The organism is Alphaproteobacteria bacterium (assembly GCA_033344895.1).
In the GTDB taxonomy this organism is placed as follows: domain Bacteria; phylum Pseudomonadota; class Alphaproteobacteria; order UBA8366; family Aestuariispiraceae; genus Pacificispira.
This window is the reverse complement of the sequence record JAWPMN010000001.1, coordinates 3,443,379-3,463,833: the sequence shown is the minus strand read 5'-3', so window position 1 is coordinate 3,463,833 and position 20,455 is coordinate 3,443,379. Positions and strand designations below refer to the sequence as shown.

The 20,455-nt window shown below is 61.3% G+C and carries 22 protein-coding genes; 11 read left to right on the top strand and 11 right to left on the bottom strand.

The window, feature by feature from the left end; all coding sequences use genetic code 11:
• Nucleotides 1-155: 155 nt before the first annotated feature.
• Nucleotides 156-893, bottom strand: a complete 738-nt coding sequence (fabG, locus tag R8L07_16665) for a 3-oxoacyl-[acyl-carrier-protein] reductase (GenBank protein MDW3207174.1) — start codon at nt 891-893, stop codon at nt 156-158.
• 48 nt (nt 894-941) lie between these two features.
• Nucleotides 942-1,883 (bottom strand): ACP S-malonyltransferase, encoded by a 942-nt coding sequence (gene fabD, locus R8L07_16660; GenBank protein MDW3207173.1) that lies wholly within the window; start codon nt 1,881-1,883, stop codon nt 942-944.
• 194 nt (nt 1,884-2,077) lie between these two features.
• Here fabD and R8L07_16655 point away from each other — a divergent pair, with 194 nt between their 5' ends.
• A complete protein-coding gene (locus tag R8L07_16655) occupies nt 2,078-3,256 on the top strand; it encodes a hypothetical protein (GenBank protein MDW3207172.1) in 1,179 nt (392 codons plus the stop codon).
• Nucleotides 3,257-3,344: 88 nt separating this feature from the next.
• Here R8L07_16655 and R8L07_16650 read toward each other — a convergent pair whose 3' ends face one another.
• Nucleotides 3,345-5,189 (bottom strand): ATP-binding protein, encoded by a 1,845-nt coding sequence (locus R8L07_16650; GenBank protein ID MDW3207171.1) that lies wholly within the window; start codon nt 5,187-5,189, stop codon nt 3,345-3,347.
• Nucleotides 5,190-5,419: 230 nt separating this feature from the next.
• Nucleotides 5,420-5,857, bottom strand: coding sequence for a hypothetical protein (locus R8L07_16645; GenBank protein ID MDW3207170.1), 438 nt, complete (start codon nt 5,855-5,857; stop codon nt 5,420-5,422).
• A gap of 435 nt (nt 5,858-6,292) precedes the next feature.
• Between R8L07_16645 and rpsF the strand changes: the two genes are divergently transcribed.
• Genes rpsF through rplI form a run of 3 tightly spaced genes read left to right on the top strand, consistent with a single transcriptional unit; the run spans nt 6,293 to nt 7,662 of the window.
• The gene (gene rpsF, locus R8L07_16640) at nt 6,293-6,736 is read left to right on the top strand and encodes a 30S ribosomal protein S6 (protein ID MDW3207169.1); all 444 of its coding nucleotides are present in this window, start codon (nt 6,293-6,295) and stop codon (nt 6,734-6,736) included.
• 3 nt (nt 6,737-6,739) lie between these two features.
• Entirely contained in the window at nt 6,740-6,979 is a 240-nt protein-coding gene (gene rpsR / locus R8L07_16635) for a 30S ribosomal protein S18 (protein MDW3207168.1), read from the top strand.
• 14 nt (nt 6,980-6,993) lie between these two features.
• Nucleotides 6,994-7,662 (top strand): 50S ribosomal protein L9, encoded by a 669-nt coding sequence (gene rplI / locus R8L07_16630; GenBank protein MDW3207167.1) that lies wholly within the window; start codon nt 6,994-6,996, stop codon nt 7,660-7,662.
• A 93-nt stretch (nt 7,663-7,755) separates the two neighbouring features.
• Here rplI and R8L07_16625 read toward each other — a convergent pair whose 3' ends face one another.
• On the bottom strand, nt 7,756-8,397 hold the full coding sequence (locus tag R8L07_16625; protein MDW3207166.1) for an NAD(P)H-binding protein: 642 nt from the start codon (nt 8,395-8,397) through the stop codon (nt 7,756-7,758).
• 94 nt (nt 8,398-8,491) lie between these two features.
• Between R8L07_16625 and R8L07_16620 the strand changes: the two genes are divergently transcribed.
• A complete protein-coding gene (locus tag R8L07_16620; GenBank protein MDW3207165.1) occupies nt 8,492-9,001 on the top strand; it encodes a MarR family transcriptional regulator in 510 nt (169 codons plus the stop codon).
• Here the strand turns inward: R8L07_16620 and R8L07_16615 are convergent.
• Nucleotides 8,991-9,953: a sigma 54-interacting transcriptional regulator gene (locus R8L07_16615; protein ID MDW3207164.1), complete on the bottom strand. Its 963-nt coding sequence runs from the start codon at nt 9,951-9,953 to the stop codon at nt 8,991-8,993. The two genes, R8L07_16620 and R8L07_16615, sit on opposite strands and share 11 nt — an antisense overlap.
• A 179-nt stretch (nt 9,954-10,132) precedes the next feature.
• Between R8L07_16615 and pspA the strand changes: the two genes are divergently transcribed.
• The 3 genes from pspA (at nt 10,133) to R8L07_16600 (ending at nt 11,680) form a co-directional block, all read left to right on the top strand.
• On the top strand, nt 10,133-10,798 hold the full coding sequence (gene pspA, locus R8L07_16610; GenBank protein MDW3207163.1) for a phage shock protein PspA: 666 nt from the start codon (nt 10,133-10,135) through the stop codon (nt 10,796-10,798).
• 90 nt (nt 10,799-10,888) lie between these two features.
• Entirely contained in the window at nt 10,889-11,140 is a 252-nt protein-coding gene (gene pspB / locus R8L07_16605) for an envelope stress response membrane protein PspB (protein MDW3207162.1), read from the top strand.
• Between the two features lie 51 nt (nt 11,141-11,191).
• Entirely contained in the window at nt 11,192-11,680 is a 489-nt protein-coding gene (locus tag R8L07_16600; GenBank protein ID MDW3207161.1) for a PspC domain-containing protein, read from the top strand.
• A 77-nt stretch (nt 11,681-11,757) separates the two neighbouring features.
• On the opposite strand, the gene R8L07_16595 is transcribed toward R8L07_16600, so the two are convergent.
• Nucleotides 11,758-12,147: a response regulator gene (locus tag R8L07_16595; GenBank protein MDW3207160.1), complete on the bottom strand. Its 390-nt coding sequence runs from the start codon at nt 12,145-12,147 to the stop codon at nt 11,758-11,760.
• A 225-nt stretch (nt 12,148-12,372) separates the two neighbouring features.
• Here R8L07_16595 and R8L07_16590 point away from each other — a divergent pair, with 225 nt between their 5' ends.
• From R8L07_16590 to R8L07_16580, 3 genes are all read left to right on the top strand, one after another.
• Nucleotides 12,373-13,353, top strand: coding sequence for an ABC transporter substrate-binding protein (locus tag R8L07_16590; protein MDW3207159.1), 981 nt, complete (start codon nt 12,373-12,375; stop codon nt 13,351-13,353).
• A 67-nt stretch (nt 13,354-13,420) separates the two neighbouring features.
• The gene (locus R8L07_16585) at nt 13,421-15,748 is read left to right on the top strand and encodes an ATP-binding protein (protein MDW3207158.1); all 2,328 of its coding nucleotides are present in this window, start codon (nt 13,421-13,423) and stop codon (nt 15,746-15,748) included.
• 106 nt (nt 15,749-15,854) lie between these two features.
• Nucleotides 15,855-17,405, top strand: a complete 1,551-nt coding sequence (locus R8L07_16580) for a replicative DNA helicase (protein ID MDW3207157.1) — start codon at nt 15,855-15,857, stop codon at nt 17,403-17,405.
• 24 nt (nt 17,406-17,429) lie between these two features.
• On the opposite strand, the gene R8L07_16575 is transcribed toward R8L07_16580, so the two are convergent.
• The 4 genes from R8L07_16575 to R8L07_16560 form a co-directional block, all read right to left on the bottom strand.
• On the bottom strand, nt 17,430-17,654 hold the full coding sequence (locus tag R8L07_16575; GenBank protein MDW3207156.1) for a hypothetical protein: 225 nt from the start codon (nt 17,652-17,654) through the stop codon (nt 17,430-17,432).
• 110 nt (nt 17,655-17,764) lie between these two features.
• Nucleotides 17,765-18,448, bottom strand: coding sequence for a DUF1194 domain-containing protein (locus tag R8L07_16570; GenBank protein MDW3207155.1), 684 nt, complete (start codon nt 18,446-18,448; stop codon nt 17,765-17,767).
• A gap of 33 nt (nt 18,449-18,481) precedes the next feature.
• On the bottom strand, nt 18,482-19,696 hold the full coding sequence (locus R8L07_16565; protein ID MDW3207154.1) for an MFS transporter: 1,215 nt from the start codon (nt 19,694-19,696) through the stop codon (nt 18,482-18,484).
• Nucleotides 19,693-20,433 (bottom strand): SDR family oxidoreductase, encoded by a 741-nt coding sequence (locus R8L07_16560; protein ID MDW3207153.1) that lies wholly within the window; start codon nt 20,431-20,433, stop codon nt 19,693-19,695. The genes R8L07_16565 and R8L07_16560 overlap by 4 nt, the downstream gene beginning before the upstream one ends.
• Nucleotides 20,434-20,455 lie beyond the last annotated feature (22 nt).

Here is a 20,455-nt window from a genome sequence, read left to right as displayed (position 1 = left end):
GGAAGACCCGGCCGACCTCAGTTTCAAACCCGATTTTTGCGCCGGTCTCCAGCGCGACGGCGCCTGCCTATCACACTTCAACTGGAGAGACCAGCCTATCGTGTCACTTAAATGACCACCCATTTTGTCCCGGATTTCCGGGCTGAGCGGCCAAATCAGATCATTGCCATGCCGCCATTCACGTGCAGCGTCTGACCGGTGATATAAGCCGATTCCGGGGCTGCCAAGAAGAGGGTCGCGGCGGCGATTTCCTCCGGTGTGCCCATACGGCCCGCGGGAATCGCGGACAGCAGGCCTTCCTTCTGCTTGTCGGCCAGTGCATCCGTCATCGCCGTTTCGATGAATCCAGGCGCCACGCAGTTGACGGTGATGCCGCGACTGGCGACTTCCTGGGCCAGCGATTTCGACATGCCGATCATCCCCGCCTTGGACGCCGCATAATTGGCCTGCCCCGGATTGCCGGTAACACCGACGATTGAGGTAATGCCGATGATCCGGCCCCAACGCTTCTTCATCATCCCGCGCAGGCAGGCCCGGGACAGACGGAAGGAGGCGGTCAGATTGACGGCCAGAACCTGATCCCACTCGTCATCCTTCATCCGCATGGCGAGATTGTCGCGCGTCAGACCGGCATTGTTCACAACGATATCGACGGCCCCCATCGCCTCTTCGGCGGCCTTGGCAAGCGCGTCGGGTCCTTCCGGATCCGACAGATTGGCCGGCAGCACATGGGCGCGATCGCCCAGATCCGCCGCGACGGCTTCCAGCCGTTCCGCCCGCGTCCCGCTCAGGCCGACAGTCGCCCCGGCCGCATGCAGCGCCTTGGCGATTTCGCCGCCAATGCCGCCGGTAGCGCCGGTGACCAGGGCACATTTTCCCGTCAGATCGAACATGACCGATTATCTCCCAGAAAATTCGTGAATTTCGTTATACCGCCTTGATCAAAGCGACGACAGAAACGCCTCGACATCGGCCGGGCCGTTGATCGCGACGCCGCTGAGGTCGCGGTCAATTCGCTTGGCCAGACCGGACAGAACCTTGCCGGATCCGACTTCAACCAACGTGTCGATCCCCAGCTCCTTCATCGCCAGCACGCTTTCGCGCCAGCGGACACGACCGCACACCTGCTCCACCAGCTGACGCCGGATGGCATCGGGGTCGACGGTGCGCGCTGCCGTGACATTGGCAATCAGCGGAACAGCGGGCGGCTGAATGATGGTTTCCGCCAGGGCGCGCCCCATCTTGTCGGCGGCCGGCGCCATCAACTCGCAGTGAAACGGCGCCGAAACCGGCAGCAGAACCGCGCGCTTCGCGCCCTTCTCCTTGGCAATTTCCAGAGCGCGCTCGACGGCACTCGCCGCGCCGGAGATTACAACCTGTCCCGGGGCATTGTCATTTGCCGCGGCACAGATTTCGCCCTGGGCAGCCTCAGCCGCAACGGCCTCGGCTTGCTCCAGATCCAGGCCCAGCAGCGCCGCCATGGCACCTTCCCCGACCGGCACGGCCGCCTGCATGGCCTGGCCCCGCAGTTTCAGCAGCCGGGCCGTGTCGGCAAGTTCCAGCGCCCGGGACGCCGCCAGAGCCGAATATTCCCCCAGGCTATGCCCGGCGACGCAATCGGCCATGTCGCCAAGAGTTCTGCCGCCTTCGCTTTCGAGGACCCGAACCACGGCGAGGCTTACTGCCATGAGAGCCGGCTGCGCATTCTCGGTCAGGGTCAGATCGCCCTCCGGCCCTTCCTGCATCAGCTTGAAGAGGTTCTGCCCCAGGGCATCGTCGACTTCCTCGAAGACTTCTCGCGCGACGGTGAAGGCCTCGGCGAGTTCGCCGCCCATGCCGATCGCCTGACTGCCCTGTCCTGGAAATACAAATGCGCGGCTCATAAACGTCTCCCTTCCCCGGATCGAACGGTTAGCCCGCTAAGGACCGTGATTTTCTTCGGCGCAGTCATAATCGGCAACGTTCCGGTGTCAAGCGGCGGGCATTTCAGCGCCCTTCCCTACGATGGCACCGTTAACCAAACATTCAGGATAAGGATAGTAGAAATATGGCGCAGGTTTAATGGGCGGGTTTTATCATGGCGGATCTTCCGGCAACCTATGAACAGCGCGGCGTCTGGGCCGGTTTCAAAACCGCCAACATGAATTTCGGGCGGCTGCGCCTCGACAACGGATCCAGCGATCCCAAGGACTGGATGGTTCTGATTCCCGGATTTTCCGGGAAAAAGGAAGCGTCGATGGTTCTGCCGCTGACGCAAGTAAAGGATGCGTTTGGCAACCTGGCCGAAGACGAAATCGAGTTCGTCGATGACATCGTGCAGGCCCCGGTTTCTCCTTTGAAACCGTTGATCAGCCCGGCAGATATTCGCGCAAGCCTGCTGAAGCGCATCCCGCGATTCGGCCAGTCCTTGGCCCAACGCCGACGCGACGACCATCCGACCGAGGCGGAAATCGACAGGACGGTCGAGGCACAGACCTATCTGCGCCTTGTCGTCCAGTTGATGCGGCTGACAGGGGAGGCCTACGGGCAAGCGCAACTGAAGAAGATGACGGTGAATACATACCGTCTTCTGATGAACGCGTCGAAGAGTGACCCGGAAACCGCCGCCATCCAGAACAAGTTCAACAAGGTGATGTTCGAGCATCTTGCGGCGACCATCGGCTGCAGTGTCGAGGAAGCGATGGAGCGGCTGGAGAAGTTTGCCATCGCTATCGCCCCTGCGGTGCAGGTCGATTCGGCAGATGACAGCCTGCAAGGCTGGCTCATCCGTCAACGCAATCGCCTGGGGAATGTACTCAGTGACCTCGAGGACCGACAGGACGATCTGCCCGAACTGTTCAAGACAGTCCTGGGCGACCTGATCTTTCCGTTCCAGCAATTCCTTGGCATCGCGGCTAAGGAACTGGCCCGCGTGGAACGTCGCGCAAACAATCTTCAGTCCAGCCTGAAACGTCTCGACAAGGCCCTGGCCGAATGTGAAGAGGCCAAACTGAATGCCGCGCTCGCCCTGGATGGCTGGCAGCCGATCTGTTCGCTGTTCGAAGCCGCGCTGGCGGCTGACAACGACGAGGATGTCTTCAAGGCGATCGATCTGGCGCTCAAAAATACGCCGCTGGTCCCGCGCGAGGTCGTCGAGGACTTGGAGAACGAACTCACGAACTGGCGCGATTTCAGTTCACGTCAGCGCAAACTTGTCGAAGCGCTGGAAGACTGGCGTACCGGCAAGATCGATCAGGAAATGGCCTCCCGCCTCTGACGGCGCCCGCTCACGGACCGGCCCCCGGACTGCCCACCGACACCGCATCACAGAACTCTTCTGACGCCGCCGCGCCGCGCAGCGGTCGTCAGGAAACGACGCGGGCCGCCGGAATGAACACCAGGGCTACTGTGCCCTTGCCGAGTTCGGACTGCAGACTGAACGTCCCGCCGTGCAACTCGACCAGTTGCTTGACGAGGGGCAGTCCCAGCCCGGCCCCCTGGCGTTTCCGCTCCATACCGGACTCGGCCTGGGTAAATGGCTGCATGACACGATCGATGTCGCGCGCGCTGATCCCGATTCCCTGATCGGCGACCTCTATCGTTACCCCGCGTTCATTGTGCGAAACCTTCACCCTGACAGGGCTGGGCGGCTCCGAGAACTTGAGCGCATTGGTCAGCAGGTTGGTGACGATCTGGCGCATGCGCATCTTGTCGGCGATCAGTATCGGAACGCTGCGTCCGGACTGAATGTCTATTTCCCGCTCATGATTGCCATGAGCCGACAGCGCATCCCGCACGGAATCTGCAATGATGGAGCGGATATCGACGGACTCGCTTTCCAGCTTGATGGCGCCCTGTGAAATTCGGGAAACGTCGAGGAGGTCGCTCAGCATGCCAAGCAGGTGCTCCCCGCTACGCCGGACGATGCCCGCATATTCTACGTAATTGTCGTTCAGCGCCCCAAAGAGCTGCCGTTCCATGGCTTCCGAGAAGCCGATGACGGCATTCAGGGGAGTTCGCAACTCGTGGCTCATATTGGCCAGAAACATCGTCTTGGCCTGGTTCGCTTCATTGGCGGCAACGGCGGCACGCATGATCGTCCGTTCCGATTCCACCTGCTGCGTGATGTCCGTTCCGGTGCCGCGAAAGCCGCTGAACGCGCCATTGTCATCGAAGACCGGCTTGCCCCGCAGAGCAAAATGCCGGTAGTCCCCCTCCGGTGATTTCCGTGAAATCTTTAGGTCCCGAAAGGGCTCACGCTTCTCATAGGCGTCAGACAAGGCATCGATGCCGGCGGTGACTCCGGCTCCGGACAGAACATGGTTCTGTTGGGCGCCGAGGACCGCCTCCCGATCGACCTGGAGCAGGTATTCGACATTCTGGGACACGAAGGTGAATCGCCCGTCGGCGTCCGTTTCCCAGATCCAGTCCGCTGCCGTATCGGCAATGTCCTGGAATCGCGCATTGCTTTGAATCACAGCAGCCTCACTGCGGTCCGCATTCATGGCAATTCTCAGGCCGACGGTAATCGCGATTCCCCACAGGACCACCGACAACGCCAAAATCGCCGCGACCGCTAGGGTCTTGACCTGAAGTGCGATTGCACCGACCGCCGCGGCAAAATCGAATTCCAGCTCGGTAAGGCTCTGATCGAGACTATGGACATCTTCCAGAATGGCCGCCTTTACCGCCGTCCCCTCACCCTTTGCTATCGCGTTGTGCAAACGCTGTCCCGCGGCATCCAGCTGCTGAATTTTCTGATCCGCTTCCTGCCAGATTTCAACGGCCGGACGCATCAGGGCCGTCTCGCCCGCCAATCTGAACATCAGGATCAGAATGGGAATGTCGGATTCATGATTGCGCCCGCGCAACATGCCTTCACTCGCAGCGTTCCAATCCAGGTCCTCTTTCTGCATGGCCTCCAGCGCGGCGCCATCTCCCAAGGGAATATCCATGTAGTACTGGTACCGCTCATACTCAGCAGGATCTTCGCTTATGGCATAGCGCAGCAGGGAGTATGCCGCCGACTTTTGACCGATGGCATAGTATTCACTGCCTGCAGTATAGGCGCGCGTCCCGTCAATCACCGTGATGGTGACGCCAAAAAGCGCAAGCAGCACAACCTGAATGGATAGAAAGACCGTGATCAGTTTAATGATCAGGGTTTTCTGTGTTCGACCCGACTGGGCCCCTACCCCAAAGTACCGCATATGCCTCCGTACAAGCCCGACTGATGGCTGTTCCAGCGACCCCACCCCGCCGCAACGCAGAAGATATACGTCCAAATTCCTCTCATACGGTTAACGAGAGAGGGAATTTCACAATACTCGACCTTGCATTGAACTCAAAATCCGAAACCGCCGAAAAACCGACGCCCCGGCCGATCTCTCGGTCCGGGGCGCCCATCCCTTGCCAGGGTGAAACTCGTCGATTTGCTGATTTATTCCGCGGCGGCCGCTGCCGGTCTCTCGCGACCCGGTTGCACGTCGTCGTTCACGCCGCCTTTCAGAACCGCGGAGCGAATCCACCGGTCTTCGGCCACATATTGCGGGAACTCGTCCCAAAAACCGTCGAAATCGCCGACCTGCCCGTGAACGAACCGGCCATCGCGAATCTGGATAAGGATTTTCTTCGCGCTGAAGGCATCTCCGTCCCGGCGGCAGATGTACCAAAGCGCGACACCTTCGAATTCGAAGGAGACATCCAGGTCGATATCGCCGATTTCCGCGCGATCGTGCAGCACGTAGTCGATCGGATCATCCGGCTGATCCGGGTCGTACAGCGTGTAGACCACAAGATCCGCCAGCACCGAGAGCCGTTTCAACTCCCGGGCGATCAGGTCCGCCATCACCGCCTTCATTTCGTTCGGATCGTTCATCGCGTCATCTCCTTGTTAGGTTGGAGAATCGGGCGATTCGCGAATCGCTTCAAATAAAAAATGTACTATTAACCGGTTTTTATCTAATTCGATTTGAGGCGATCAAATACACACCTCCACTTTGTTGTTTCCCAACTTACCAACGTCGTCCGCAACAGGTCGGCGCGACGAATCGACGATTCTCACCCCGGACAGAAAACGTAGCTTTTCCGCGGGAAACCGCACTATTCGGCTTGCATGGCGTCAGGCCATACCCTATAAGCCGCGCGTCTCGGGACGGGATTTCCGGTCCGGGGCGATACTCCTTGCCGATTTTTCCGGCGCCGAGAGGCATCGGATTAAGAAGTCGGCTAGGGCCGGGCGGCAGAGCCGTCCCCGGATTTCCGGGAACGACCACTGCGCCGGACCGTGAAACAGCCAGAGGGAGTGACATCGATGGCGAACTACGAAACCGTGCTCATTGCACGGCAGGATGTCTCGGCGGCACAGGTCGAGAGCATCACCGACATGGCTCAGGAAATCCTGACCGAAGACGGCGGCCGCATTGCCCGCCGCGAATACTGGGGCCTGCGGGGCCTGGCCTACCGGATCAAGAAGAACCGCAAGGGCCACTACGTTCTGCTGAACTACGAAGCCAAGGCCGAAGCGGTCCATGAAATGGAACGCCGCATGCGTCTGCACGACGACGTGCTGCGTTACATGACGGTCCGCACGGAAGACCTGCCGGAAGAACCGTCCGTGGTTCTGGCGCGCCGCGACGAGCGTGACCGGGATCGTGGTGGTCGCGGCCGGGATCGCGACGATCGCGGTCCGCGTGGTGACCGCGGCCCGCGGGGCGACCGCCCGCAGCGTGACGGCAACGACAGCTCGGAGGGCTAAAACATGGCTATGCGACCCGCTCGGCGGCCTTTCTTCCGCCGCAAGAAAACTTGCCCGTTCTCCGGCCCGAATGCGCCCGAGATCGACTACAAGGACGTCAAAACCCTGCAGCGCTTCGTTTCCGAGCGCGGCAAGATCGTCCCGTCGCGCATCACCGCCGTGAGCGCCAAGAAACAGCGTGCCCTGGCCCGTGCCATCAAGCGCGCCCGTTTCCTGGGCCTCATCCCCTACGTGATCCGCTAAGGGAGGGCTAAATCATGCAGATCATCCTTCTCGAACGGGTGGAAAAGCTGGGCCAGATGGGCGACGAAGTCGCCGTCAAGCCGGGCTATGCCCGTAACTACCTGCTGCCGCAGAACAAGGCGGTCCGTGCCACCGAGGCCAACCGTCGCCGGTTCGAAGCGCAGCGCGCGGAACTCGAAGCCCGCAACCTGGAGCGCAAGTCCGAAGCCGAACGCGTCGCCAAGGACCTGGAAGGCCTGACGGTCGTCCTGATCCGTGCCGCGTCCGACACGGGTCAGCTCTATGGTTCGGTGAACGCCCGCGACATCTCCGACGCCGTTTCGGCCGAAGGCATCAAGATCGGCCGCGGTCAGGTGATGATGGAGCGTCCGGTCAAGACGATCGGAATCTTCGACTTCCGTATTCAGTTGCACCCGGAAGTGATCGTCACGGTTCACGTCAACGTCGCTCAGTCGCTGGAAGAAGCGGAGGCCCAGGCCGAACGCCACGCCCGCGGTGAAGCCGTCGTCGTGACCGAAGCCGAGCGTGCGGCACAGGACATGGCTGAGGAAGCCGAACGCCAGGCGGCGGAAGTCGCCGCGGCGGCGGCCGAACTGGTCGACGATCAGACCGCCGAGAAGATTCTCGACGATGCTGCCGATGTTCTGGAAGACGAAGGCAGCGAAGAAAAGTCTGACGACTGATCTTCGCCAGCCGGCAAGTCCAAGAGATCAGGCGCGGGGAACCTTCCCCGCGCCTTTTCTTTTGCCACCAATTCCTTGTCTGCCACCTCCGGGTCAGTACCCGACGGTGAAGGCTGCCCGCTGGTGTTTCGGCGATTCCGCTTCATCCAGAATGGCGACGGCAAAATCCTCCATGGAGATTGCCGATTGCCCCTCTTCATCGACGATCAGTGTATCGGTTCCGGTTCGGTATCGGCCGGTGCGACGGCCCGGCGACAGCATCGCCGGCGGGCTGATATAGGACCATGCGCCTGTCGTTCGGGCCGTGACCAGTTCAAACTGGTGCTGGCAGGCAATTGCGATGGGCCGAACCTCCGACGGCAGGAACCCCGGCGCAGTCAGGACCGTGTTTGCCGGGTCCTCCGGCAAGCTCAGACGCGCGGCGCCGCCAACGACAATGGTGGGGAGAGAAACTGAATTCGCCGCGTCCAGCACTGACCGTGTCAGGACGATCAGATCCTCCTCCCGGCCTTCTGCCGGCCTCAGGGCGGTTACTACGAGGTCGTGCCCTGTGATCGCTTCCGCGACAGCCTCCGCGTCCTCCGCGTTCACGCCGACCACATGCGCTTCAGGCGCTACGGCTTGTGCCCGGTCCGGACTTCGTACTGCCGCCGTCACCTCATGACCGCGTGCCAGGGCCTCCCCGACAATCCGGCTTCCGACCTCACCATTTGCCCCCAGGACAACAATCTTCATCTGTCTTTCCAATCATGCAGTCGTTCAATCAGCCCTCAAGCCAACTATCTTGACGTCGAGATAACATCATTTATCTTGACGTCAAGGTATTTTCGTGGACACTGATGTCATGGATAAGATCGACGGCATTCGGGAACAGTGGCGGCGCGAGAAACCGCACATGGATACGGCCCCCATGGCACTGATCGGGCGCATCCGGCGCTATGCACAGTTTCTGGGGCAGGAAATGGCCCAGACCTTTGCGGCACACGGGCTGAACGGAGCGGGATTCGACGTCCTGGCGACCCTGAGACGGTCCGGGCCGCCCTACGCCCTCTCCCCCGGAGAGCTGATCGAGGCGACCATGGTCACCAGCGGAACCATGACCAATCGTATCGATCAACTCATCAAGGCGGGCCTGGTGGAGCGCCGACGCAATCCACAGGACGGGCGCGGTGCCGTTATCGCGCTGACAGAGCAAGGCAGGTCCACGATCGATGTCGCCCTGGAAGACCACGCGGCCACACAGGCACGGTTGGTGGCCTCATTCAGCCCCGATGAACGCGAAATGCTGAATGCGCTGATGCGGAAGGGCCTGGAGTCGTTGGATCCGGCTAGCCGATGACACCGTGTTTCTTCGCCATCCGGCGAAACCGAAGATAATCCATATCGAGGCGACGGGCCGCCGCCGCCTGGTTACCGGATTCCGCGGTGAGGGCATCCCGTATCAGCCTGCGCTCCACCTCACCGACGGTTTGGTCAAATCCCCGGGCTTCCGGTACGCACTCCGCGGGTTTGCCCTCCCCATCTGACGGAAAGACATCGATGACTATGCGATCGATCGCGGTTTCGGGGTCGCCGTGCCGAAAGACAGAGCGCTCCACCACGTTGCGCATCTCGCGAACATTGCCGGGCCAGTCATAGGTCTCCATGGCCTTCTCCGCCGCCCTGGTGAAGCCGGGGAAGGAGTGCCACCCCAGATCCCGAGCCATGCCGCGCGCGAAATACTCGGCCAGTATCGGAATATCCAGCGGTCGCCGACGCAGCGGCGGTACCGCGACCACATCGAACGACAGGCGGTCCAGCAAATCCGCGCGGAAGGCGCCCTTCTCGACCGCGTCTCGCAAGTCCTCGTTGGTGGCGCCGATGAACCGGATGTCAGTCGACAGCGTTCTGGTACCGCCCAGCCGCTCAAACTCACCGTATTCGACCGCGCGCAGCAGCTTTTCCTGAACCGCCGGACCCGCCAGGCCGATTTCGTCCAGCAACAAGGATCCGCCATCCGCGCGTTCCAACAGGCCGGCCCGCATTCTCTGCGCGCCGGTGAATGCGCCCGCTTCGTGACCGAACAGTTCGCTCTCGAGAAGATTCTCCGTGAACGCAGCGCAGTTGGCACGGATATAGGGACCGTCCCAACGGCGCGACAGGTAATGCAGGCGCGCTGCGATCAGTTCCTTGCCGGAACCGCGCTCTCCCATGACCAGAACGGGACGGTTCAGCTTGGCCAGTTCCGAAACATGATCCAATGCTGCGACGAAGGCCGGGTCGGCACCAATGATGGTATCTGCGTTTTCCATGATCTATTTCATCATATATGTCATTCATACATATATATTATGGATACAGTAATTGCATCAAACATTCTTAACCTGTTGTTTTTACGGGTTTTTCATTCTGGCATGCCGCTTGCCATTACCGGAGCAGTGCCCGACGGCCTGGCCGGCGGGGTTTTGAGACAGCGAAGGAGTTTGCCCCGATGGGTATCTTTTCCCGAATGACCGACATCCTGAATGCCAACATCAACACGCTGCTGGATCGGGCCGAGGACCCAGAGAAAATGGCGCGGCTGATGATCCAGGAGATGGAAGACACACTGGTCGAGGTCCGCTCCAGCGCGGTGCGCATGATTGCCGACAAGAAGACCATTGTCCGACGGCTGGACGAGGCTGAAGGCGACATGGAGGACTGGGGCAAGAAGGCCGAATATGCCCTCAGCCGGGACCGCGAAGACCTGGCCAAAGCCGCCCTACTGGCGAAAAAGCGACTGGGGGATCATGTCGAGCAGTTGAAGCGCGAGTTGAAATCCGTCGAGGAAAGTCTGGAGAAATACGACGACGACCTTGCACGGCTGCAGGCAAAACTCGACGAGGCAAAGGCGCGACGCAAGTCGATCGAGATCCGTCACACGTCAGCCCGTAACCGCGTCCAGATGCGCCGTACCCTTTACGACGGCCGCGTCGACGACGCCCTTGCCCGCTATGAAAGCCTGGAACGGCGTATCGACGACATCGAGGGCGAGGCGGAAGGATTCGATCTGGGCCGGCGCGAAGATCTGAACAGCGCCTTCGCCGATCTGGAGGCGGAACAGGAAATCGAGGGTGAACTCGAAGCGATGAAGGCCAATATGAAGAAAAAGGGATAAGCCGTCCTTCAAACTGCGGGCCGGTTTGGCATAATCGCGACACAGAGCGTCAGATGCTCACCACACTTCGACAGGGCTCGGCCTTTCGCCATGGATATCTGGATTGTCTTCTTCGTACCGACCGTCTTGCTGATCGGCGTGGTGCTGCCCATGTGGCTGATATTCCACTACATCACCAAGTGGCGGGAACAGAAACGGCGCCATGTCGCGTCGGAGGAGGATTTCCAGGCCCTGTGGCGACTGGCGTCCCGTTTGGAGGAGCGACTGGATACGCTGGAACATGTCGTCGATGACGCCGACCGCCCCGGCGCAGACCGCACACGGCGCCGGGCCCCGCAGTAAAGAGTTGAGTTGAACCGATCCGAACTGACCGCGACGAGACGAGATAGAAACATGACCTGCCCCCATCGGAAATCCCGCCCACACACTGACGGAACCGCGCAGTCGCGCGGATCGCGCGGCGGCTTCGGCCGGAAACTGCACGACAAACTGCAGGCCCTTCACCGGGACCCCGAATATGGAAAGATCGCAGGTGTCTGCGCCGGCCTGGCCCATACTTTCGGACTGCGGCCCATCACCGTGCGCGTTGCCGCCGTGATCTTCCTATTCATGAACCCGCCGGCTGCCATTGCCCTGTACGGCCTCGGATTTCTGTTGCTGAAGCGCAAGGAAGACGTGCCCGCGGCCAACGCGAGTCCAGTCCAGGAGCCGCAACCTCAAACGTCCGATCCCCGTCCGCGAGAAGACGAGGGGCTTCCGGAAAGCCTGAAATTCGAGGCGTTGCGCAAGAAGTTCAGAGATCTGGAACGGCGCGCGGCGGACCTCGAACGCACGGTGACCTCGGAAGACTATGATCTTAAACGTCAGTTCCGCGAGATCTGATCCGATCCGTTACGGCAGCGCTAATGCGCAGGACCGGTTCATTCCAGACGGTGGGCCGGTCCGTCGTTTCCAGCCCCTCAATCCTGCGCAAGCACCTTGGCGATGGTATTCCGCCGATAGGGTTTTTGCAGACCGGTAATGACCCGAATGCCGTTCCCTGCCGCGACCTGAACCAGCGATTCGATATAGTTCGGGGCATTGGCGGACGCGACGATCAGGGCCCCCTTGAATTCATTGGCGACCAGGGACCGTACGACCTCGAACCCGTCGATCGATTCGCTGAGAATGATATCCAGGACAATCAGATCCGCCTTGGCAATTTCCCGCGCCTCGGCGTGAAACTGCGGCCCCTCATGCGGGGCACGTCGTACGGTATACCCCAGGCTTTCGAGGATGGAGCGCAAGACCTCGAAACTCTCGTCGTTATCCTCGACAACCACGGCCGTCATGCTATCGCCACTAATCATGCTTGGATGCCCGCACCCCGGTCATTGATCACTCCATCTCGCATGCCCTGATCCGGCTACGACTTGCACGAGCCATTTACGGTTCGTCGATTCAATTCGTCAAACGGATGCAAAACAAGGGATAATTGCAAAAAATTCGAACCGGATTCGATTTATCGGTTGTTAATCATTGGCGGCTAGGGTTTGCGTGTATCGGGCGACCCTAAAAGTCGGGAGGTTTTACCCATGGTTGTCATGCGCATCATCGCCTTGGCGCTGAAGACCCTTTCTGCCGCCGCGATCCTTGGCCTTGCGGCCCTGACGGGCGCTGCCGGCGCGGCAGAGCCCGTACGCATCGGAACCTCGAAAACGGGCATGTTGGTCTGGCTCGCGGATGCCAAGGGATATCTGGACGGCCTGAACATCGAACTGGAAGAAGTGGGGTCCGGCGTGGTAGCGGCCAATCGGGTTGCCGATGGCAGCCTGACCTTCGGCACCAGTTCCGAATTCGCCTTTGCCAGCAAGATCCTGACCGACCGGGACCTCTGCCTTTACGGAACGATTTCAGCATCCCGCACGACGCGCCTCATCTCGCGCAGCGACAAGATCGGGCCGGCCCCGTCGGACCTGCGCGGCGCCAGCATCGCCGTGACGCCGAACGGGATCGGTCAGTTCTTCCTGTCCCAGTATCTGATCCTGTCGGATGTCGATATAGACAGCGTAACCCTGGTTAGCGCCCGACCGCAGGAAATCGTGGAATTGATTTCCGACGGCAAGGTGGATGCCGCCATGACCTGGGAGCCTCATGTGACCAATATCCGGAAGGCTCTTGGTGAAATCGCCACCGACTACCCGGATCAGGCGGACCAGTATTACTACTTCACACTCCACGGCAAATGCGCGTTGTCGGAGGAAACGGCCGAGACCCTGACCGGCTTTCTGGAAGGACTCCACAAGGCCGAAAACTTCGCACGGGAGAACCCGGACGAAGCAAAGCAGGCACTTGCGGAGCGTCTGGCAATGGATGCCGGATCTTTGGAAGACATCTGGCCGCAGCACTCACTTGCACTCGTCATCCCGCAGGACCTAATCAGTGCAATAGAGGCGGAAATGGCATGGCGGATCGAGAACGATCTGTCGGAAGGGCCGGCCCCGAACGTTCTGGACTTCCTAAGGCCCGACCCGCTCCATAGTGTGGCACCGCAGGCGGTTCGGGTGGTCTACTGATCCGCCGGGGAAAGGATCTGTCACGATGAAGCTTCGGACAAGGGCGGTTTGGCTGGGTTGGCTAGCAATGGCCGCGATTGCCGTCCTTGTCACCGTGAATGCCTTCGCGCTTCTGAGGCAGAGCGATTATGACGAGCGTCTCCGCGGCGTGAATGAGACCCTTTCCGACCTTCGCTACGTGGACGAGCTTGCGTCCGAAATTCTGCAAAGCCCGAATCAGCGAACCGCGAAACAATGGAACAGGCTGCTGGACCGGTTGGACGATCGGTTGGACCAGTTGTTCATGCAGTTGGACATCAGTGAAGGGTTCCAGAACGAGATCCGGGGCCGGCTAAGCGCAATTGACCGGGCTGTCCAGCGCCTGAATGACACTCAGACGAGCCTTAGCCCGGCTGCCAAGAAGGCGCTGGTCGGTCGACTGAGTTCGAACCGCAATGCGCTGTTCACACAGATCGAACGACTGCAGTCGGAACTGGGCGACCGGCGCTCCGCTCTCATCGAGACCACCGGCCTAATCGTTGCGGTCAGCATCTTCTTCGTGGCCGTAATCGTCATCGTTTCCGCAGTCATCCTGCGACGCACCGTTCTGGTTGCCGTCGACGAAATCGGCGGGGCCGTGGAAAAGCTCAAACCCGGCCATTCGGACCCGATCGAGACGGATCGAAGCGATGAAATCGGTGACATGCTGCGCCGGATGGAAGATGCTCGCAAAATCCTGACGCGGGCTTTCGAACGCGAGGCCAGGTCCCGTCAGGCGGCGGAGGATCTCAGCCGCGCCAAGACCTCCTTCATCGCGACCACCAGTCATGAACTGCGCACACCGCTGAACGGACTTCTGGGAAGCCTCTCGTTCCTGGCGCAGTCGGACCTGACACCGGACCAGGCCCGCTACGCGAGGATGGCCCAATCTTCCGGCGATGCCCTGCTGGCCGTCATCAACGATGTTCTCGACTTCTCCCGGATCGAAAGCGGCGGCATTCAACTGGAGGATATCGCGTTCCTGCCGACCCAGGTCCTGAGCGACTTCGCATCGATGTACTCAATGCTCGCGGAGCAGAAGAATCTGGAATACAGCGTCACGATCGATCTGGAGGACGACTTGGCCCTGCATGGCGATCCGGAACGCATTCGGCAGATACTGAACAACCTGATCGGCAATGCCCTGAAGTTCACCGACAGTGGATCGGTTCGGGTCCAGGCCTGCCTGGACAAGGCGCGCCTCGGCGCCACAAAGAACCTGATCATTGAAGTGTCCGATACCGGAATTGGGATTCCGGAGGACAAGGTGAAGGCGATCTTCGAGCCCTTTGCGCAGGCGGACGGATCGACGTCGCGCCGTTTCGGCGGCTCCGGTCTCGGCCTCTCGATCAGCGCGAAACTGGCACAGGCCATGGGTGGCAATCTGACTGTAACCAGCCAACCCGGCGTCGGGTCCACCTTTCGGCTGACGCTGCCTCTTCGCAAGGCGAAGGTCGAGGATGTGCTTTCGATGGCCCATGTCATGTCCGGAACGGACCTGGACAGTGCTTCCCTGAACGGCCTCCAGGTCCTGGTCGTCGACGATGTCGAGATCAACCGGGTGATCGCGTCCGACATGTTGAGCAAATGGGGGTGTCTGGTCAGCGAAGCCTATGACGGCCGCAAGGCCCTCGAGGCCCTGGAACGATACACGTTCGACGTCGTCCTGATGGACGTTCAGATGCCGGAAATGGATGGCCTGACGGCAACCAGGAAAGCGCGCGAATTCGGGCACGAACTGCCGATCATCGGCATGACCGCCAACGCGTTCAAGGAACAGCGTGACGAATACCTGGCGGGCGGCATGAATGAGGTCGTGTCGAAACCAGTCGACTGGGCGAAACTGAAAACCCGTCTGTTGCAACTCTGTCCCGAAAGGCCGAACCCCAAAATGCCCGGGAAAGACACGGATCCGCGGCAGGTCGCGCCGGAACACGTTCCGCCGTCGCCCCCCTTCCACGACAGCGCCTCACCACTTGCCGATAGCCTTTCCGCCCCCTCCTCCGGCATTACCGTGTCGGCGCCTGCGGTGGCATCGCCCCAGAACGACCTTGACGAGCCGGTTCTGGATATCGCGACGATCGGCTCCCTCAAGGGCATCATGCCGGCGGAAAAACTCGAAGATCTCGGCCTGCGCGCCATCGATCAGGTCTATGAATCGATCGAGACCTTGCGCGCGCCCCATTCTGCGGAGGAGCGCAGCAAGATCGCCCATACCGTAAAAGGCATGTGCGCCAATCTGGGCTTCACGACCTTGACCCGGGTCTGCAAGGAACTGGAGTTCGAATCCAACGAGGACAGGGTATCCGATCTGGTACGACGACTGGACAGCGCAGCGGCGGAAACCCGCCGGGAGTTCACCGCCCTGACCGCCTGAGGGAGGCCGCACAGGAGGCGGCTGCCCCCGATATCCACCTAATTCACAGGGTCGGTTCACACCCGTTCTCCGTGCCAAGATGGCCGACTCGGCGTATGGTCCGAGAATGACAATCGATCCTGCTGAGAGCCCCGGCGGCTCAAACAATGTGCGCCCCCTGCATGGCGACCGCACCAATCAGGACGGCCAGCAAAAGGCCTTCCGCCAGCCCCCCTTCAACGCGGAGGTGGAGCAGGCGCTGCTGGGTGCAATCCTGCGCAACAACCGCGCCTATGAGCCGGCGGCGGATCTCCTGCGCGCCGTGCATTTCTATGTGCCGGAACACCAGCGCCTTTACGAACACATCAAGAAGCTGATCGACAAGGGTCAGGTCGCCAGTCCGGCGACGCTGAGCCATATCGCCGACAGCGACGACATCCTGCGAGAGGCAGGTGGCACGGAATATCTCTACGAATTGGCGACAAACGTCGTCACCGTCCTGAACGCGGCGGAGTATGCGCGCACCATCCACGACCTGCACCTGAAGCGGGAATTGATCGGTCTGGGTGAAGATATCGTCAACGATGCCTATGACAATCACGACATCGACTTCACCGCCAACAAGCAGATCGAAAAGGCCGAACAGCGGCTCTACGACCTGGCCTCCACCGGCGAAGTTGATCGGTCCGTCACCAGCATGGATGTGGCCGCCAAGCGTGCGCTGGAAATGGCGGAGCAGGCGTTCAAGCGCGACAGCCATATCGTCGGGATCACGACCGGCCTGCGCGACGTCGATGAGCGTCTCGGTGGTTTGCACAAGTCGGATCTGCTGATCCTTGCCGGGCGCCCCGCTATGGGCAAGACGGCGCTGGCAACCAACATCGCCTATAACGCGGCAGCGGCGTACAAGAAGATCGTGACCGAGGACGGACGCGAGATCGAGGAAGGCGGCGTCGTCCTGTTCTTCTCGCTGGAAATGAGTGCCGAACAGCTGGCCGGCCGACTGATCTCCACCTGCGCCGGCGTGCCCTCGGACAAGATCCGGCGCGGCGATATCCAGCAGGAGGAATTCGAGCGCGTGGTCGTCGCCAGCCAGGAACTGGGGCGGATTCCGCTCTATATCGACGATACGCCGGCCCTGTCGATCACCGGGTTGCGCCAACGGGCGCGGAGGGTGAAGCGCCAGCACGGCTTGCACCTCGTCGTCGTCGACTATCTTCAGCTGCTTCAGGGGCCGCCGGACAAGCGCATGGATAACCGTGTGCAGGAGGTCTCGGAAATCACCCGTGGCCTGAAAACCCTGGCCAAGGATCTGGAAGTTCCGGTCCTCGCCCTCTCCCAGTTGTCGCGTCAGGTCGAAAACCGCGAAGACAAACGCCCGCAGCTCGCCGACCTTCGTGAATCAGGCTCGATCGAGCAGGACGCGGACGTGGTCAGCTTCGTCTACCGTCCGGAATACTATCTGGAAAAGGAATATCCGGAGCAGCGTCCGAACGAAGCCCCGGAAAAGTTCGAGGAACGCCGGCTGCGCCACGAACAGATGCTGGCGGAAAAGCGCAATATCGCCGAACTGGTCATCGCCAAGCAGCGACATGGCCCGGTCGGTATCGTCGAACTGTTCTTCCAGGGCGAACTGACCCTGTTCGACGATCTGGACAAGGCGCATGAGGCCTACTGACGACCGATCCGCCGAACCGGCGCGTTAGAACTCCAGTTCCCGATTCGACTGTGCCCAGACGCGCGCCGCCTCCCGCGCCTCCTCGTCCGGCATGCCGGTAAAGGCGCTCAGCACCATGCTGGCGGCCACCACGCCTTCGCGCAGGGCCTGCAACCGGGACCCGGAGCGGCTCACCGTTTCCTGCGCGGTTTCGATGAAGGCCTCTACCATCATGCAGGATGTTGACGCATCGATTTCCTGAAGTGACATGCATTCCGCTCCGGCTTTTCGTAACTGGCACTACGAATTTGTCGGGAGTCGGTTGATAAACCGTAAACGCCGAATGACAGTCGAATGACATTTTCTGAGACTGATGAAACTCAGTCCAGCGGTGCCTCGGCCAGGCTGGCGCCCAACACTTCTCGGATCAGCTTGCGGCGCATCGCGGCGGCGTAATCGCCATAGCCGTCGGCGATCTCCACGAAGGAGCCTGGTCCGAACATCACCTGTTCGCGGTAAAACTCCTCCGGATCCGGGTCGGCCCCCTTGATGACCAGGCCATTGACGGTGACTCCTCGGAAGTCGAAGGCATTGTAGGCGTTGGACGGCGCAAAGCCTTCATTGTTGACGCCGTCGCCCGCGACATCGATGACCCGACGAATGCAGCCCGGCGGCGACTTCTTCAGATAGACCGAGGCAAACCCCAACGCATAGCCAAGAGCCGTTGGGAATTCATTGGTGCTGCGCTGAGCGTCACGAATGCGCGCCGCGGCCTGCCCGATCACTTGCAGCGAGTTCAGATGCGTCCAGTCAATCAGAATGCGCTGGTTGCGGCGACCGGACCATTCGAACGCCGAAAGCCAGATTCCCCCTTGTGACAGGATCGCTTCCATCACGGTCGGGTCGGTCAGCGCGCGAGCCAACCCCTCCGACTGCAGTCGGTGTTCCTGATCATCGACACTGGAGGATACGTCGAGCGCCAGCACCAGCGCCAAGGGGCAGGCCGATGCCGGCATGGCCGTCAATGTCAGCATCGCCAGTCCGGCGCAGGCGGATCGGAACATGTGCTTTCCCCCGAAACTATCCAGGGAATGAGACTAGGGTGCCCCCGCTCGGTCGGCAATCCGGCGCCCTTGTGCCCGCATGAGCCATCCGTTCAGCAGGATCGCGGGCAGCGCTACCGCCGCCATGGCTGGGCCCAGCCATGCAGTTCCGGCCGCTTCCAGTACCCAGCCGCCAAGGACGGCCCCTATTCCGATCCCGACATTGCAGACGGCAATGTTCAAAGACCCGGCAAAGGCGGCGGCCTGCGGTGCCTGAACCATGACGCGGACCTGGCAGGCAACGAAGGCGGCGGCATGTGCTGCGCCCCAAGCCGTTAGCATGAGAAAGTCCGCGACCGGGTTCCAGCCCAGCAACACAAGCGCCGAACCGGACAGGGCAAGCACGGCCAGCGTGCCCAGGGTCGCCCGGTCCGGATCGCGGTCCGCCTCCTTCGACGCGAGGGCGTTACCGATCAGGCCCGCCGCGCCGATACCGATCAGCACAACGGAAACGGGACCGGCCGACGCACCAAGCCCTTTGGAAAGAACTGGCGCGATGAAACTGTAGGCCGAAAACATGGCCGCGAATGTCATGAGGGACAGGGCCAAATGGGCCAGCACAGGCCCGGTTCGAAGGATCGACACTTCGCCTGAAATTGCCGCCCTGACAGGTCCCAGGATACGCGGAACCGTTGCCAGTACCGGGAATGCGGACAGAACCGCCGCGCCGCCGAGCGCCAGGTAGATGGCCTGCCAGCCGAGGGCGTCCGCCCCCCAAAGTCCCAGGGGCGTTGCGGCCATGGCCCCGAGGATTGTCCCGACATTCACATGGCCGACCGCGCGTGCGGCGCGCTCCGGCGGCGACAGGTCCATCGCCGTCTTGCTTGCCGCGCTGATGAAATAGGTGAGGAGAGCCCCCTGCACGATCCGAACCGCAAGAAAGACATGAAAGTCCTGAATGAGGGCGGCGATCCCCCCTGCCCCGCCATAAAGCACAAGCCCTAGGGCCAGTCCGGTCCGCGGCCTGATACGGCCCATTCCGAGGGTCAGGGCCGGCCCAAGCAGTGCCGCGGAAAGGGCGAAGGCCGAAACCAGCCAGCCCGCGCGCGACAGGGATATATCAAAATCCCTTGCAAGGGCGGGAAGCAGGCCGACGGCGATGAATTCCGTCAGCACGACGGCCCCGGCGGCGGCGGCGAATGCCGCCACCGCCCGCCTGCCCGCCATCGGAACCTGCCCTGAACCGGACAGAGGCGGATATTCGGTCATGCGTTGACGCCACTGTCGATGGTGAATTCGGCACCGGTCACGGTTCCCGCATCGGGCCCGGCCAGCCAGGCAACGAGGCTCGCCACTTCGGCGGGCTCATTGTATCGACCGATCGACATGATCGAGCGCTGCATATCCGCAAACTCGCCGTCGGCGGGGTTCATGTCGGTATCGGTAGAGCCAGGATGCACCACGTTTATGGTGATCCCGCGCGGACCGAAGTCCCGGGACAGACCCTTGGCGAGACCGATGAGGGCCGATTTGCTCATCGCATACAGCGCGATACCCGGGCCAGGGACATGCTTGGCCAGATTGCTGCCGATGAGGACGACGCGCCCGCCCTCTGCCAAGACCCGATCGGCCGCCAGCATTGCCGCATAGACCGCCCGCACATTGACGGTCATCGTGCTGTCGTAGCTGTCCAACCCAAGGTCCTGCAGCGGGCCGACCTCAAAAACCCCTGCATTGCAGACCAGGATATCCAACCCGCCCATCCGCGATGCTGCTTCCTCGACCGCCGCCGTGACCGACGCATCGTCCCGGTTGTCCGCCCAGATGGCGCTCGCCACCCCGCCGGCCTCGACGATCGACCGTACGACAGCATCGGCCTTTTGGGCGGACGCCGAATACGTCAGGGCCACCTGCGCCCCGTCCGCCGCCAGTTTCCGCGCAATGGCTGCGCCGATGCCCCGTCCGCCACCGGTGACCAGCGCCCGCTTGTCCATAAGGTCCGACATGATCGCAACTCCTTTTCTGTAA

What these genes read in the sequence shown, in the direction of transcription:
- fabG (MDW3207174.1), bottom strand. Translation starts at nt 893, where the DNA reads ATGTTCGATCTGACGGGAAAATGTGCCCTGGTCACCGGCGCTACCGGC.
- fabD (MDW3207173.1), bottom strand. Translation starts at nt 1,883, where the DNA reads ATGAGCCGCGCATTTGTATTTCCAGGACAGGGCAGTCAGGCGATCGGC.
- R8L07_16655 (MDW3207172.1), top strand. Translation starts at nt 2,078, where the DNA reads ATGGCGGATCTTCCGGCAACCTATGAACAGCGCGGCGTCTGGGCCGGT.
- R8L07_16650 (MDW3207171.1), bottom strand. Translation starts at nt 5,189, where the DNA reads ATGCGGTACTTTGGGGTAGGGGCCCAGTCGGGTCGAACACAGAAAACC.
- R8L07_16645 (MDW3207170.1), bottom strand. Translation starts at nt 5,857, where the DNA reads ATGAACGATCCGAACGAAATGAAGGCGGTGATGGCGGACCTGATCGCC.
- rpsF (MDW3207169.1), top strand. Translation starts at nt 6,293, where the DNA reads ATGGCGAACTACGAAACCGTGCTCATTGCACGGCAGGATGTCTCGGCG.
- rpsR (MDW3207168.1), top strand. Translation starts at nt 6,740, where the DNA reads ATGGCTATGCGACCCGCTCGGCGGCCTTTCTTCCGCCGCAAGAAAACT.
- rplI (MDW3207167.1), top strand. Translation starts at nt 6,994, where the DNA reads ATGCAGATCATCCTTCTCGAACGGGTGGAAAAGCTGGGCCAGATGGGC.
- R8L07_16625 (MDW3207166.1), bottom strand. Translation starts at nt 8,397, where the DNA reads ATGAAGATTGTTGTCCTGGGGGCAAATGGTGAGGTCGGAAGCCGGATT.
- R8L07_16615 (MDW3207164.1), bottom strand. Translation starts at nt 9,953, where the DNA reads ATGGAAAACGCAGATACCATCATTGGTGCCGACCCGGCCTTCGTCGCA.
- pspA (MDW3207163.1), top strand. Translation starts at nt 10,133, where the DNA reads ATGGGTATCTTTTCCCGAATGACCGACATCCTGAATGCCAACATCAAC.
- pspB (MDW3207162.1), top strand. Translation starts at nt 10,889, where the DNA reads ATGGATATCTGGATTGTCTTCTTCGTACCGACCGTCTTGCTGATCGGC.
- R8L07_16600 (MDW3207161.1), top strand. Translation starts at nt 11,192, where the DNA reads ATGACCTGCCCCCATCGGAAATCCCGCCCACACACTGACGGAACCGCG.
- R8L07_16595 (MDW3207160.1), bottom strand. Translation starts at nt 12,147, where the DNA reads ATGATTAGTGGCGATAGCATGACGGCCGTGGTTGTCGAGGATAACGAC.
- R8L07_16590 (MDW3207159.1), top strand. Translation starts at nt 12,373, where the DNA reads ATGGTTGTCATGCGCATCATCGCCTTGGCGCTGAAGACCCTTTCTGCC.
- R8L07_16585 (MDW3207158.1), top strand. Translation starts at nt 13,421, where the DNA reads ATGGCCGCGATTGCCGTCCTTGTCACCGTGAATGCCTTCGCGCTTCTG.
- R8L07_16580 (MDW3207157.1), top strand. Translation starts at nt 15,855, where the DNA reads ATGACAATCGATCCTGCTGAGAGCCCCGGCGGCTCAAACAATGTGCGC.
- R8L07_16575 (MDW3207156.1), bottom strand. Translation starts at nt 17,654, where the DNA reads ATGTCACTTCAGGAAATCGATGCGTCAACATCCTGCATGATGGTAGAG.
- R8L07_16570 (MDW3207155.1), bottom strand. Translation starts at nt 18,448, where the DNA reads ATGTTCCGATCCGCCTGCGCCGGACTGGCGATGCTGACATTGACGGCC.
- R8L07_16565 (MDW3207154.1), bottom strand. Translation starts at nt 19,696, where the DNA reads ATGACCGAATATCCGCCTCTGTCCGGTTCAGGGCAGGTTCCGATGGCG.
- R8L07_16560 (MDW3207153.1), bottom strand. Translation starts at nt 20,433, where the DNA reads ATGTCGGACCTTATGGACAAGCGGGCGCTGGTCACCGGTGGCGGACGG.